Raw genomic sequence first — 13165 nt, 5'->3', positions numbered from 1 at the left:
GTAAATCATGCTGTTGTCTTGTGCAAATGAAAGCGCATACTGCCGCCACAACAATGGAGGAACCCCATGTATCAGATCGGGCATTTCATCAACGGCAAGCGCGTTGCAGGCACGTCTGGCCGCAGTCAGCCGATTTTCAACCCGGCAACAGGTGAAGCGCAGGGCGAAGTGGCGCTGGCCAGCGCCGAGGAACTGAATGCAGCCGTGGAAAGCGCCAAGGCTGCACAGCCGAAATGGGCCGCCACCAACCCACAGCGCCGCGCCCGCGTGTTCATGAAGTTCGTCCAGCTTCTCAATGACAACATGGATGAGCTGGCCGTGATGCTCTCCAAGGAGCACGGCAAGACGGTCGAAGATTCGAAGGGCGATATCATTCGTGGCCTTGAAGTCTGCGAATTCGTCATCGGCATTCCTCACCTCGCCAAGAGCGAATTTACCGAAGGTGCCGGCCCGAATATTGATATGTACTCGATCCGTCAGGCCGTCGGCATCGGTGCAGGCATCACGCCGTTCAACTTCCCGGCCATGATCCCCATGTGGATGTTTGCGCCAGCCATCGCCTGCGGCAATGCCTTCATCCTCAAGCCTTCGGAGCGCGATCCCTCTGTGCCGATGCGTCTGGCAGAACTGATGATCGAAGCTGGCCTGCCGGAAGGCATCCTCAACGTCGTCAACGGCGACAAGTCCGCTGTCGATGGCATTCTCACCCATCCGGACATCAGCGCGGTTTCCTTCGTCGGCTCCACGCCGATTGCCCGCTATGTCTATGGAACGGCAGCTGCAAACGGCAAGCGCGCCCAGTGCTTCGGCGGCGCAAAGAACCACATGATCATCATGCCGGATGCCGATCTCGATCAGGCAGCCAATGCGCTGATCGGTGCTGGTTATGGCTCTGCGGGCGAACGCTGCATGGCGATCTCCGTGGCCGTGCCGGTTGGCGAAGAAACCGCGAACCGCCTCGTGGAAAAGCTCACTCCGATGGTAGAGAGCCTTCGCATTGGCCCCTATACAGATGAAAAGGCCGATATGGGCCCGGTCGTCACCAAGGAAGCCCGCGAAAAGATCCTCGGCCTCATCAATAGCGGCGTGGATCAGGGCGCAAATCTTGTGGTCGATGGACGCGACTTCAAGCTTCAGGGCTATGAAAACGGCCACTTTGTCGGCGGTTGCCTCTTCGACAACGTTACGCCTGACATGGATATCTACAAGACCGAAATCTTCGGACCAGTACTTTCGGTCGTTCGCGCCAAGACCTATGAGGAAGCGCTCGATCTGCCGATGAAGCATGAATACGGCAACGGTGTTGCCATCTACACCCGCGATGGCGATGCTGCGCGCGACTTCGCGTCCCGCATCAATATCGGCATGGTTGGCATCAATGTTCCAATCCCGGTTCCGTTGGCATACCATTCCTTCGGCGGCTGGAAGTCCTCATCCTTCGGCGATCTCAACCAGCACGGCACGGATTCTATCAAGTTCTGGACCCGCACCAAGACAGTCACGAGCCGCTGGCCGTCTGGCATCAAGGACGGTGCCGAATTTGTGATGCCAACGATGAAGTGATGCCGACGATGAAGTCATAGCGGACCTCATCGATCGAAACAAACCCCGGAAGTCTTGCTTCCGGGGTTTGTTTCTTCTGGGGAAGTCTGCTTAACCAGCTTGCGCGGTCGGCAGCCGAACGGTCAGCACGCCTTTATCGTAGGTCGCTTGAAGGGTCTGGCCCTTGGTCGACACCACGCGCTCGAACTGTCCCTTGATATCGGTCGCCTTGATAGCTTCCACGGCCTCATCCGCCTTGATAGAGGTCATATCGATCTCCAGGGTGCCACCTGTGATGGTTACATCACCGGCCAGGATGAGGCCCTCGTGCGAAAGGGCAAGCGTTCCGCCATCGACCTGAAGGCTGCCATGGCCGAGAGACGTGGGATGAGAGGCAACAAGTGTTCCCTCGTTCAGCAAAGTGCCGCCGCCATAGCTGTTGTGGCCTGCAAGCGTCAGCTTTCCGCTACCAGCCTTGGTCAGCATACCCTTGCCAGAAATATTGTGAAGCCATTGATCTTCCGCGGCGTAACCGCCTTTTTCAGCCTGCATGTCCACCGTCACATCGCCAGGAAAGGCAGCGAAACCACCGGCAGCGGCAACCAGATCAAGCCTGCCCCAGCCATTACTCTTGTCGAGCAGTGGATAACCGCTATCGATGCCCGTTGTGTAGAGAACCACGCGACGCTGTTCAGCGTCGAGGTAAGGAAAGCGGGTTTCCAAAAGCACTTCCGCGCCTTTGGGCACAATCATTTCCTGGCCTGCCTTGGCCTTATCCTGCGGCAGACCATAGGTCATGCGCTGACGGTAGATGGCAGCATTGGCAAAGTAATCATCGAACCGATCATCCTTGCCAGTGTGCGCCGCCGCGTAGAGGCTTTCCCCCTGTGGGAGGTTGGCTTGCATGGTTGCTGTCATGTTGTTGAGCGCACGCATTTTCAGGTCTTTGTGCGCGGGATCGTTGAGTTGTGCTGCGGCAATGGCTGTGGCTGCAATGCGCCCACCAATCACATCCAGCGGCGAATGCATGCCGGTGACGATGCGGTTTTCACCCAGTTCCGAAGCGCGCGTCATGAGTTCGGCAAACCGAACCGGCAGCGCATAGGCGTAAGCATAGGCTGAAACATAAGCAGCATTGGTGTGGCCGGAGGGGAAGGCTCCATCCTTGCCCCGGCGTATCTCCCTTGCGCTCAACAGGGCAGGTATCACCTGCACATTGCTCTCATAGGTGTCGATCGCCTTGTCGCCGAAGGCCTGAGAGCCGGTTTTTACCACGTCGCCCTGATCACTCATTCGCCATGGGCGGGGAGAGGCATAGAAATATTTGGATGGTGATGTCGAACCTTCCGATCCGCGCATCACCGTCATGAACCGCACGAAATCCTGAAGCGAAGGATTGCCTGTGCCTGCCTCCGTTCCCTGATCATCTTCCTTTTCCGGCAGAGGCTTGTTCGGGTCGAAATCGGCAAGACTATGAAGAATGGTGGTCTTTGCGCCCGCTTCGCGCCGGTATGTCTCGGCAAGCGGCCCCATGCCGTCGATGACGGAATAGCCCTGCGCACGGCGGTCATCCAAATAGGCAGCCAAGGCGTTTGCAGGCGTGCGGGCGGCTCCCGTCACGTCAAGAACATAGCGCATATTTGCAGCCCAGATTTGCGGCGAAACGACCCTAACCTTGGTGTAATCTTCCGTGCCGTCTCCATTGGCGCCGCCCTTGGCCCAGCGCTCGTCACCCAATTGCCAGATGTCATCGAAGCCGGAGAGAATCTGGATGATGGGATTGGCGGCGCGATCAAACTTATTGACCTTTTGGCCATCGGCTTTGACGCCCGCCTGGGCTTTGTAATTGTCTACCACGGGCAGTGGATAGGCGACGTCTGGGACGGGAACAGTAAAACTGCCAGAGCCCACCGGTGCCGCCAGCGTAGAACTGGCGATCAGCAAGGCAACGGTTGCAAGCAACGGGCGACGAATATGTTGGGAAAGACGCGGCATAGACATGAGAACTCCTTCGGAGCGTTTTTGAAGGTGGTTCGCCATCTCGTCTGCGGGGCATACCCCCCCCGTTCAACGCCACAGAACAGGGATCGGCTCTTATTGACTGCCAAGGCGGAAGTCTTCACGTCCTCTCGCGCCTGACAAGCTTTGTTGCCTTAGGCATTGGCTATGACAGTGACATGACATTTTCTCGCAAAGCCTTTGACGATATGCCAAAACAAAACCGGCCCATGTGGGCCGGCTGTGGAATGCTGATTGTGTGATTGAATTTCGGTCCTTATTTCGAAGGGCCTTCGTTGAAGCCTACCTTATCGACCAGTTCAGAGGCCTGCTTACGGTATTTGGCAACCTCGGTCAGGGGCAGGGTATCCGGCTTGATGGTGCCGAAGGACTTTACAATAGCCGAAGGTTCGGCACCCGGCATGACCGGATATTCAAAAACCTGTTCCGCGTAGATCTTCTGCGCCTCGCCGGAGGCAAGGAATTCCATCAGCTTCAGGGCATTGTCCTTGTTCGGTGCATTCTTCGCCAATGCCATGCCGGAAACGTTCACATGCGTGCCGCGATCACCTGCATTCGGGAAGAGAACCTTGATGGCCTTGGCCCATTCCTTCTCTTCCGGCGCCTTGTCATTGGTCATCATCAGGCCAACGTAATAGGTATTGCCGAGCGAGATATCGCACTCGCCAGCCATGATGGACTTTGCCTGGCTGCGGTCATTGCCATCGGGCTTGCGCGCAAGGTTGTCCTTCAAGCCGGTCAGCCACTTTTCCGTATATTCTGCGCCGTGATGCGCGATCATCGAAGCAAACAGCGCCAGGTTATAGGCATGCTGGCCATCGCGAATGCAGATCTTGCCCTTCCACTTCGGATCAGACAATTCCTCATAGGTAATATCGTTCTGCGCAACGCGCTCCTTCGATGCGTAAACCACCCGGCCGCGCGTTGTGAGGCCGAACCATGTATTGTCGGCGTCGCGCAGAGCCGCCGGAATATCCTTGTTAATGACTGCATTATCGGTCACCGGCTGAACCACATCGCCTTCCTTGGCTTCAGTCAGGCGCTGGATGTCGACAGTCAAAATCACGTCTGCTGGAGAGTTGACGCCTTCGGCCTTGATGCGCTCGACGAGGCCCTTGTCCAGAAAGAGAACATTGGTCTTGATGCCGGTTTCCTTGGTAAACCGATCGAGCAACGGCTTGATCAGTTCTGGCTGGCGATAAGAGTAGATGTTGACTTCACCATCTGCCAGCGCTGTGGAAACTGAGAATGCTGCCGCAATACCTGCGAGCAACATTGTCTTTACGCATTTCATCCCAATACCCTCCATGTTAATGTTGACTGCCTCATTCATGAATTTCCAGTCGGCGTCAATTCACACCGCTGTGAGTCCTGCCATTACCTGAACAAAATTTTCATATTTTGGAATTGTTCAAAACTTGGCTAGGGCTTATATGAAGAACCTAACGGAATCAGGGAGAATGGCATGCGCCTGACAAAGCAGACAAACTACGCAGTGCGGATGCTGATGTACTGCGCCGCCAATGATGGAAGCCTGAGCCGGATTCCAGAAATCGCCAAAGCCTATGGTGTGTCGGAACTTTTCCTGTTCAAAATCCTGCAGCCTTTGACCAAGGCGGGACTGATTGAAACGGTTCGTGGCCGCAATGGCGGTGTGCGTCTGGGTCGTGCGGCTGACAAGATCTCGCTGTTCGACGTGGTCAAGGTGACAGAAGATAATTTCGCGATGGCGGAATGCTTTGAAGATGGTGCCGTGGAATGTCCGCTGGTGGATAGCTGCGGCCTCAATTCGGCATTGCGCAAGGCATTGAATGCCTTCTTCGATGTTCTGGCGGAATATAGCATCGACGATCTGGTGAAGGCTCGCCCGCAGATCAACTTCCTGCTGGGTCTGGAAGAGGCCGCACCCGTCAGAAACGCGCTTCCCGCTTGATAGTGATTTGCTGCCCCGCCTGTCTGGCGGGGTTTTGTTATGGGCCGATCTCTTCAAACGGGTCGGCGAATTTGAAGCGGCATGCCTATCCGGTTTAGCCGCCCCAATTGAATTGATGAAGCCCGCAGCCTTTCCAAGCCTCATTCTCACTGCCGCTTTCGGCCTTCTTGGAGCTTGGGTCGCACAAGCGCTTGGCCTTCCGGCCCCCTTTCTCCTTGGTCCGGCTGCATTGGTCACCATGGGAAGCCTGTCTGGCTTGAGGTTCGCTGTTCCCATAGCAATTCGCAATGTGGCTTTCCTTGCCGTTGGTCTTTCCATGGGAGCCAGCGTCACACCGCAAGTTATCGCTGCGGCTTGGGCCTGGCCATTGAGCTTCCTGATGCTGATCGCCATGTCGGCCTTCTTGCTGTTCCTCGTTTTCTTTATGCTGCGCCGATCTTTCGGCTATGATGCGATGACAGCCATGTTGGCTTCTTGCCCGGGCCATCTCAGCTATGTGCTGAGCCTGGCTGCCGGCGTCAAAAGCGATCTCGTCAGTGTAGGCGTCGTACAAAGCGTGCGGGTGCTGGCGTTGACCCTTCTGGTGCCGCTTTTCGTGGAGCTGAGCGACCCCGCTCCGGCAATGTCGGCTATCGCAATCAAATCCATGAGTGCAGTCGTGGTCTTTGCCATGGCACTGCCTGCGCTTGGAATAGGGTTGGTATTGCAGAAATGGGGTGTGCCTGCGGCCTTGCTGGTTGGCGGAATGCTTGTTTCCAGCAGCCTGCACGTAACAGGTATTGTGGAAGGCACCATTCCGGTTTGGGTACAGCTTCCTGTCTATGTGGTGCTTGGCAGTATGATCGGCGCTCGTTTTTCCGGGGTGAGCTTTGCGGATTTGCGCAAGGCAGCCTTTGCCGGCACAGCCGTTACACTGGTGGCAGGGGTTGTTTCCATCCTCGTGTCACTGGCGGTTTCCGCCTGGCTAGACATTCCGCTGCCCGCAGCACTGATTGCCTTTGCTCCCGGTGGGCTTGAAACCATGGCCGCCATGGCCGTTATTCTCAATGCAGACCCCGCCTATGTGGCAACACATCATATTGTCCGTCTTGTATTTTTGTCTTTTCTAATGCCCGCTATGATCGCGTGGGTGAGAGATCGGTAAATTATCATCTACAAAAAACCGTATTCAAAAATTGATATATCTGCTGTCTGTTGCAGTTGAACAAGTGTACAACATGAAGTACTGACAGAGTTGAGCTTCGCGGTACGTGAGCTTCTGATAACGAACAAAAACTGCGCTTTGGTAAGAATTGGTATTAGACTTCCGGAACGAAGGACCTTATTTCGAGGGTTCTCCTCATAAAGGCTTTCTTCTTGACTGAGAAAGTAATGATTTGCATCTGTACGGGCGGTTTTGTCGGGTGCAAAGCAAAGGGCCAACCTTTCCCAAACGCATTCGATCCTCGTTCTCACGAATGGTTGAAGAAACTTCTATCGTCAGTTGAGATTGGGTAAGGGCAGCGGCAAGTGTGTACAGGGGTTGATACTGTACCTCTCGCCGAGATGGGCAAAGGCCGATATTAAGAATAGCATAGGCTATTTCTGTGGCGGCGAACGGGCAAGACACAGCGTGCGCATCACGCCGCTGGAAGGGGGATATAATTATGGATGCAAGCAGCCAGATGGTTGAAAGGCGCAATATCGGATCGCAAATGGCTTTGCGTCGCATTCCCAAGCAGGAACGCAGCCGCGAACGCATTGATGAAATCCTGAAAGTGGCGATGGACCTCATCGGCCAAAAAGGCATCGATGCCGTGACCATGAAAGAAATCGCCAGCCTTTCTGGCGGCCCGATTGCGTCGGTATATCAATATTTCCCGAACAAGACAGCGATTATCGCAACGCTTTACGATCGCTATATTGGCCAAGTTCGCAATATGCTGGCGGAAGGCTTGAGCCGGATTGCTGGTCCAAGCGATATTGCACCTGCTTCCGATATGATGATCGATCTTTACACCAGCTTTGTGCGCAGCCATCCGCCGGTGCAGGACCTGATCAATGCGATCCAGGCGGATAAGGCCTTGGCCGATATTGATATCAGTGAAGCACGTCAGATCTCGGAAATGTTCAGTGAAGCTTCAGAGCAATTCGTGCCAGAAAATCTGCGCGAAGAGTTTCGCCGCACGGCCTTTGTCATGTGTCATCTCACGGTCAGCATGGTCCGTCTGGCGATCAAGGTGCCAGAGCGCGAAGGTGCGCAGATCGTTTCGGACTTCAAGGTCTCGATCCATCATCAGCTGGCCCGCTTCGTCGTCTGCTGAACGGACTGGCATCGAGAGAATGATTAGAGGCGGGGCATTTTTGTCCCGCCTTTCTGCTTATGGCACTTTCAGTGAAGATGGCATTACTTCACTTCCAAGCGCATGCTCTAGAATCCGAGCTTATCCCGCAGGCCATACCACCAGGCACCCAGCTGGGTCAGTGGTACGCGAAATGTCTGGCCGCCAGGGAAGGGAAGGTTGGGCAGTGATGCCCATATATCGAAACGCCCCGCATGGCCGCTCACTGCCTCGCCGAGGATTTTGCCCAACAGCTGCGTGGTCGTCACGCCGTGCCCGCTATCGCCATGCGAGAAATAGATGCGATCTGAAAGCCGTCCCACGTGCGGAATGCGGGTGAGGGTCAGGGCAAAATTGCCGCCCCATGCATAGTCGATCCTGCGACCTTCCAATCGCGGAAAGGTCTTCAGCATTTTCGGGCGAATAACAGCTTCGATATCGGCCGGGTCTCTCCCGCCATAGCCGATGCCGCCACCGTAAAGGATGCGGTTATCCCCGGTGCGTCGATAATAATCGAGAACATAATTGGCATCTTCAACGCAGTAATCGGCGGGAAGCAACGAGGCTGCAAGCTCGGGCTCGAGCGGTTCCGTTACAATGATCTGGCTGGATACCGGCATGACGCGACTGCTGATTTCCGGGAATTGAGGAAAGAGATAGGCATTGCCGCAGACCAGCACATAGTCGCAACTCACGCGGCCTTGGGCGGTGCGAACTGTCAATCGTGCGCCTTCCTCAACGTCCAGCACGCGGGAGCGCTCAAAAATGCGTCCACCGAGGGCTTCCACTGCCGCCGCTTCACCAAGCACGAAGTTAAGCGGATGAATATGGCCGCCCAAACGGTCGATCATGCCGCCCGCATAGCGGTCCGTCTTCACGTAGCGCGGGAGCTCCGATCTCGATACCATCTCCAAAGCCGGATGGCCGTAGCGCTCCCAGTCAGCCTTGTGCGTTTCCATTTCCCGGATTTGCTTTTCGGTGAAAGCTGCAAAGAAACCGCCATCGCGAAGATCGCAGTCGATGTCGTAGCGTGCCACCCGCTCGCGAATGATGGCGGCACCTTCCAGAGACATCTGACCGAGCGCGACAGCCTTCTCCGGCCCGTAGCGTTTGGCAATGGTGGCAAGGTCGCGGCTATAGCCGTTGACGATCTGCCCGCCATTGCGGCCCGATGCGCCAAAACCGATGCGCTCCGCTTCCAGTACCACCACGCTGTGGCCGCGCTCGCACAATTCCAGCGCTGCGGACATGCCGGTGAAACCAGCGCCGATCACGCAAACATGCGCATCAGTCTCGCCCTCCAGCGAAGGGCGGACGCGCTGATCCTTAGCGGATGCTGCATACCAGGAGGCCGTATGGCCGGGATTGCTGCTTGTAGCGCGGGTCACGACAACATGTTCCTCAGATGGCAAAACGGTCCGGGCGGTAGGGCGTGATATCCATGAAAGGCTTTTCACCACAAATGGATTCCGCAATGACGCGGCCCGTAACTGGCCCAAGCGTCAGCCCGTGATGGCTGTGGCCGAAGGCAAACCACAAGCCGTTGTGTCGCGGTGCCTTGCCGATCACTGGCATCATGTCCGGCGTGCAGGGTCGGGCACCCATCCAAGGTTCCTTGTCGAGCCTTTCACCAAGCGGGAAAACAGTGCGCGCCACGGCTTCAGCGCGCTCCAGCTGAACAGGTGTCTTCGGCGCATCGCGCGTGGCAAATTCCGCGCCCGTGGTGAGGCGAATGCCCTGTTTCATAGGAGCGAGAAAATAGCCGCGCTCGGCATCCATGGTCCACCCGTTCAAGACCTTATTGTCACGCATGCCATAATGCATGTGGTAGCCGCGCTTGACGCCGACGAGGAACTGGTAGCCGAGTGGCTTGGTGACCGTATCCGACCAGGGCCCAAGTGCTATGACGACATCCTTGGCGGAAACGGGGCCATCTTCCGTCGTGACCTCCCACCCACTTCCCTTCTGCTTGAGCGACATGGCGTCGCCGCGAATAAAACGTCCGCCCAAGCTCTCGAAGAGTTTCACATAGGCAAGGGTCAGGGCATGGGGGTCAAGCACAGACCAGGGTTCGACCCAGCTCAGACCGCCGACGAAATCATTCGATAGATGCGGTTCTTTCTCCGCGAGTGATTTGGCATCATGAACAACGAAGTTCAGGCCATATTCCCGCTTCAGCCGCTCTGCCTCCTTCACCTCTGAATCCTGCTTGGCCTTGGTGCGGAATGCTTCCGTCCAGCCATCCTTGCGGATGAGGTGAGCGGCGCCTGCTTCCCCAATCAGGATGTCGTGCTCGGTGATGGAATGCTCAATCAAAGGCGCATAGGCGCGGGCAATGACTTGATGCCGGCTGACATTGGAATTCCACCAGTAGGTCGCCAGGAATTTGGCGACGGAGGGCAGGGCGCTCAGGTGATAGTGCGCATCGATCCGATTATTGAGCGAATAGCGCAGGATCATTCCCAACTGCTGCGGAAAGCCGTAGGGCACGACGCCTTCGCGCTGAATCAGACCGGCATTGCCATAGGAGGTTTCTTCCCCTGGTCCCCGGCGATCCACCAGAACCACCGATTTGCCGCGCTTGGCCAAATGCACCGCCGTTGAAACACCAATGATACCCGCACCCAGAACGATGACATCTGCCGACATGTAATGCTGCTCTTTTGAATGAAATGACTTGCGCAACAAACATTGCGTCCGCTTGGTCCCGCTTGCAAACGAAAACTGCGCTAAAGCCCTCATCACCAAGAGTTTTTAGCGGCAGTGCAGAAGGTGCCGCCAAGGCTTGCCTCTGCACTGCCCATCTGGTGATGATCAGTGTGCCATCATCTCTTCAACGATCTCTTTGCCGTTCAGCTTGGCCGGATAATAGGTTGGCCAATTCGTCAATTGTTGAAGCAGGGCGGCGCGGTCATTGCCCCAATAAAGGTGGTAATGCTCTGCCTTTTCCGGCGCGATGATGTGATCGCTGAACTGAATGAACTGCGGCGCTGCTTCGTCACCCGTCGTCTTCTTGAAGATAAAGCGAACGCCGCGATTGCCCTTTTTGTAGGTTAGGATTTCATGGCCATCACTCTCATAGTCGCCGCTGACGACGTCCTTCCCACGATAGAAGGTGACCTTCTTGCCTTGGATCGTGATGCGGGTCACATCGGTCTTGTAACCCTCTTCATAGTAGCTGCGATATTCCGCTGCCGTCTTGTCTCCGTGCTCAGCCTTATGCGCTAACACCGGATCCAATGTGCCGTCCACCAGGTAAGGATAGACGGATTGCCAATCGCCCTCCCAATCGGAAAGCGCACGCGCTTTTACCTGTGAATCTTCGAAATAGCCCTGCTGCACGCCCTTCTCCTCCCCATGCGAATGGCTGTGATTATGCTTGTGGTGTGAGGCAGCCTGCGTCGATGCTGCACTCGCCACGATGACCGTGGTTGAAATCGCCAGGGCATAACCAAGCGTTTTGATGACCTTGTGCACGTCCACTCCCTTTCAAACGGCGGCGACGTCCCTGTCGCCCAAAAAGATATGTAATAACATTACGCATCGGCATTAACGCGGTTTCGCCGCCTGCGCAAGTTGAAATCTCTTTTGCCGGGGAGGGACGGAACTTCTCCCAAATGCTCTTGTTGGAGGGCCACCGAAACCCAAGGAGATGCTCAATGTTCTATACCGATGGAAAGCTGCAACACCCTGTTCGCGTGGAAAAACCGGACCCAAGGTTTGCGCGTGCGCTTCAGCAGGCAATCGGCGGAGTGGAAGGTGAGATCCGCGTGGCGATGCAGTATTTCTTCCAGGCATGCGGTGCGCGCGGCAACCCGAAATTTCGCGATCTGTTGATGAACACGGCTGCCGAGGAATTGGGCCATATTGAAATGCTGGCCACAGCCGTTGCGCTTAATATGGAAGCTGCACCGCTTACGGAGAAGGAAGCCATGGCTGCCGATCCGGTCAACGGCATGGTCATGAACGGCTTCAACATGAAGAACCTGCTCTCGGCCGGGCTTTCCGCCATGCCGGTGGATAGCGACGGCGTTCCCTTCGATATGTCGCACGTCTATGCCAGCGGTAATATTGCGGCGGATATGACTGCCAATATCGCCGCCGAATCCACAGGTCGCACACTGGCCGTGCGTCTCTATAACATGACCAGCGATCCCGGCATGAAGGACATGCTGTCCTACCTCATCGCCCGTGACACCATGCACCAGAACCAGTGGATGGCCGCGCTGGAAGAACTGGGCGGCGCTGAAGGTGCGTTCCCCATTCCAAACAGCTTCCCCCAGGAAGAGGAAAAGCGTGAATTCTCCTATGCCTTCCTTGGCTTTCAGGCGGATGGAACCCCGCCGGTCGCGGGTCGCTGGTCTGAGGGTCGTTCCATTGATGGCAAGGGCAATTTCACCTCGACACCCCTTTCCGCAATGGGACCGAAGCCTGATCTCGGGCCTGCCAAGCCTGGCAGCGGTGCTCAGTCAGAGCAGCTATAATTTTCTGTAAACGAAATTCGATGGCGGCCTTTCATGGGTCGCCATTTCCCATAAAGGTATTTCGCCATGCAAAGAAACATGCTGCTGGGTATTGCCGTGATCATCTTGGTCGTGCTGGCGCTGATCGTGATCAGACCCTTCTCCACCTCCGGGGATGCTCCCGGACAGCCGTCCCCTCACGCGATTGACCAGTAAGCGTGCACCCATCCCTGAAGCAGACAAAATAAAAGGTAGCGAATGGCTACCTTTTGAGGTGAGAGGGGTGTTTTTTGTTAGTTTAATTGAGTGGAAAGCTGTGCGCGTGCGCGGTTGACGCGGCTTTTGATAGTGCCGACGGGGCAACCGCACCGTTCAGCAGCCACTTCATAACTTTGGCCCTGAAGAAGAATAATATCCACCGCATCGCGGTAGTGATCAGGCAGTGCCAGAAGTGCGCGATGAAATTCATGCGCCCGCACAGACCATTCCTGCGGCGCATTCACGCTGGGGCGCGCCGAGGCGCAGTCTTCAAGTCCAACGGTTTCGCGCTTGGCAAGACCAAACTTTGTACAAAATGTATTGCGAAGGATCGTGAACATCCAGGATTTAAGGCTGGTTCCTTCCTGAAACTTATCGATATTGGCCAATGCACGAACCAGCGTTTCCTGAACGAGGTCATCGACATTGGTAGGGCTGCGGTCCAATCGTCTTGCGAAAGAACGTAGCGCGGGGATCAACTCAATCATTTGAGCCTGAACCCGATGATGTGTGGTCATATCGGTCATGATATTTGCCTCCATACCCTCTGTCCAAGAAACACAACCCGCGGCGTTCTTGTTCCGTTAAAATTAGCGAAATCGGATATAGTGTCTGCTTTGGTACAAAGC

The 13165-nt window shown here is 55.8% G+C and carries 12 protein-coding genes; 6 read left to right on the top strand and 6 right to left on the bottom strand.

The features are described from left to right. Nucleotides 1-66: 66 nt before the first annotated feature. Nucleotides 67-1563, top strand: coding sequence for a CoA-acylating methylmalonate-semialdehyde dehydrogenase (locus AC0JZ1_RS13400; RefSeq protein ID WP_471882848.1), 1497 nt, complete (start codon nucleotides 67-69; stop codon nucleotides 1561-1563). 90 nt (nucleotides 1564-1653) lie between these two features. Here AC0JZ1_RS13400 and AC0JZ1_RS13395 read toward each other — a convergent pair whose 3' ends face one another. Both AC0JZ1_RS13395 and AC0JZ1_RS13390 read right to left on the bottom strand, forming a co-directional pair. Beyond that, entirely contained in the window at nucleotides 1654-3543 is a 1890-nt protein-coding gene (locus AC0JZ1_RS13395; RefSeq protein WP_471882847.1) for a phosphatase PAP2 family protein, read from the bottom strand. A gap of 274 nt (nucleotides 3544-3817) precedes the next feature. After that, complete coding sequence (locus AC0JZ1_RS13390) at nucleotides 3818-4855, bottom strand: Fe(3+) ABC transporter substrate-binding protein (RefSeq protein WP_471882846.1); 1038 nt, start codon at nucleotides 4853-4855, stop codon at nucleotides 3818-3820. Between the two features lie 171 nt (nucleotides 4856-5026). Between AC0JZ1_RS13390 and rirA the strand changes: the two genes are divergently transcribed. From rirA to AC0JZ1_RS13375, 3 genes are all read left to right on the top strand, one after another. Beyond that, a complete protein-coding gene (rirA, locus tag AC0JZ1_RS13385; protein WP_471882845.1) occupies nucleotides 5027-5494 on the top strand; it encodes an iron-responsive transcriptional regulator RirA in 468 nt (155 codons plus the stop codon). Between the two features lie 7 nt (nucleotides 5495-5501). Further along, nucleotides 5502-6638: an AbrB family transcriptional regulator gene (locus AC0JZ1_RS13380; RefSeq protein WP_471882844.1), complete on the top strand. Its 1137-nt coding sequence runs from the start codon at nucleotides 5502-5504 to the stop codon at nucleotides 6636-6638. Between the two features lie 502 nt (nucleotides 6639-7140). Next, nucleotides 7141-7797: a TetR/AcrR family transcriptional regulator gene (locus AC0JZ1_RS13375; RefSeq protein ID WP_471882843.1), complete on the top strand. Its 657-nt coding sequence runs from the start codon at nucleotides 7141-7143 to the stop codon at nucleotides 7795-7797. Nucleotides 7798-7904: 107 nt separating this feature from the next. On the opposite strand, the gene AC0JZ1_RS13370 is transcribed toward AC0JZ1_RS13375, so the two are convergent. From AC0JZ1_RS13370 to AC0JZ1_RS13360, 3 genes are all read right to left on the bottom strand, one after another. Next, a complete protein-coding gene (locus AC0JZ1_RS13370) occupies nucleotides 7905-9203 on the bottom strand; it encodes an NAD(P)/FAD-dependent oxidoreductase (protein ID WP_471882842.1) in 1299 nt (432 codons plus the stop codon). Nucleotides 9204-9216: 13 nt separating this feature from the next. After that, nucleotides 9217-10464: an NAD(P)/FAD-dependent oxidoreductase gene (locus tag AC0JZ1_RS13365; protein WP_471882841.1), complete on the bottom strand. Its 1248-nt coding sequence runs from the start codon at nucleotides 10462-10464 to the stop codon at nucleotides 9217-9219. Nucleotides 10465-10629: 165 nt separating this feature from the next. Then, nucleotides 10630-11292, bottom strand: coding sequence for a metal-binding protein ZinT (locus AC0JZ1_RS13360; protein WP_471882840.1), 663 nt, complete (start codon nucleotides 11290-11292; stop codon nucleotides 10630-10632). Nucleotides 11293-11474: 182 nt separating this feature from the next. On the opposite strand from AC0JZ1_RS13360, the gene AC0JZ1_RS13355 reads away from it, so the two are divergent. Together AC0JZ1_RS13355 and AC0JZ1_RS13350 are read left to right on the top strand one after the other, a co-directional pair. Then, nucleotides 11475-12299, top strand: coding sequence for a manganese catalase family protein (locus AC0JZ1_RS13355; protein ID WP_471882839.1), 825 nt, complete (start codon nucleotides 11475-11477; stop codon nucleotides 12297-12299). Between the two features lie 66 nt (nucleotides 12300-12365). Then, nucleotides 12366-12494, top strand: coding sequence for a hypothetical protein (locus tag AC0JZ1_RS13350; protein ID WP_471882838.1), 129 nt, complete (start codon nucleotides 12366-12368; stop codon nucleotides 12492-12494). Nucleotides 12495-12571: 77 nt separating this feature from the next. Here the strand turns inward: AC0JZ1_RS13350 and AC0JZ1_RS13345 are convergent, their stop codons facing one another. Further along, nucleotides 12572-13063, bottom strand: coding sequence for a sigma-70 family RNA polymerase sigma factor (locus AC0JZ1_RS13345; RefSeq protein ID WP_471882837.1), 492 nt, complete (start codon nucleotides 13061-13063; stop codon nucleotides 12572-12574). Nucleotides 13064-13165: the final 102 nt, after the last annotated feature.

Source organism: Affinirhizobium capsici (genome assembly GCF_977018625.1).
Note: the sequence above shows the minus strand (reverse complement) of the source record. Positions and strands in the feature narration are given on the sequence as shown.

Coding starts and splice junctions, on each gene's coding strand:
- AC0JZ1_RS13400 (WP_471882848.1), top strand. CDS start 67: ATGTATCAGATCGGGCATTTCATCAACGGCAAGCGCGTTGCAGGCACG.
- AC0JZ1_RS13395 (WP_471882847.1), bottom strand. CDS start 3,543: ATGTCTATGCCGCGTCTTTCCCAACATATTCGTCGCCCGTTGCTTGCA.
- AC0JZ1_RS13390 (WP_471882846.1), bottom strand. CDS start 4,855: ATGAAATGCGTAAAGACAATGTTGCTCGCAGGTATTGCGGCAGCATTC.
- rirA (WP_471882845.1), top strand. CDS start 5,027: ATGCGCCTGACAAAGCAGACAAACTACGCAGTGCGGATGCTGATGTAC.
- AC0JZ1_RS13375 (WP_471882843.1), top strand. CDS start 7,141: ATGGATGCAAGCAGCCAGATGGTTGAAAGGCGCAATATCGGATCGCAA.
- AC0JZ1_RS13365 (WP_471882841.1), bottom strand. CDS start 10,464: ATGTCGGCAGATGTCATCGTTCTGGGTGCGGGTATCATTGGTGTTTCA.
- AC0JZ1_RS13355 (WP_471882839.1), top strand. CDS start 11,475: ATGTTCTATACCGATGGAAAGCTGCAACACCCTGTTCGCGTGGAAAAA.
- AC0JZ1_RS13350 (WP_471882838.1), top strand. CDS start 12,366: ATGCAAAGAAACATGCTGCTGGGTATTGCCGTGATCATCTTGGTCGTG.
- AC0JZ1_RS13345 (WP_471882837.1), bottom strand. CDS start 13,063: ATGACCGATATGACCACACATCATCGGGTTCAGGCTCAAATGATTGAG.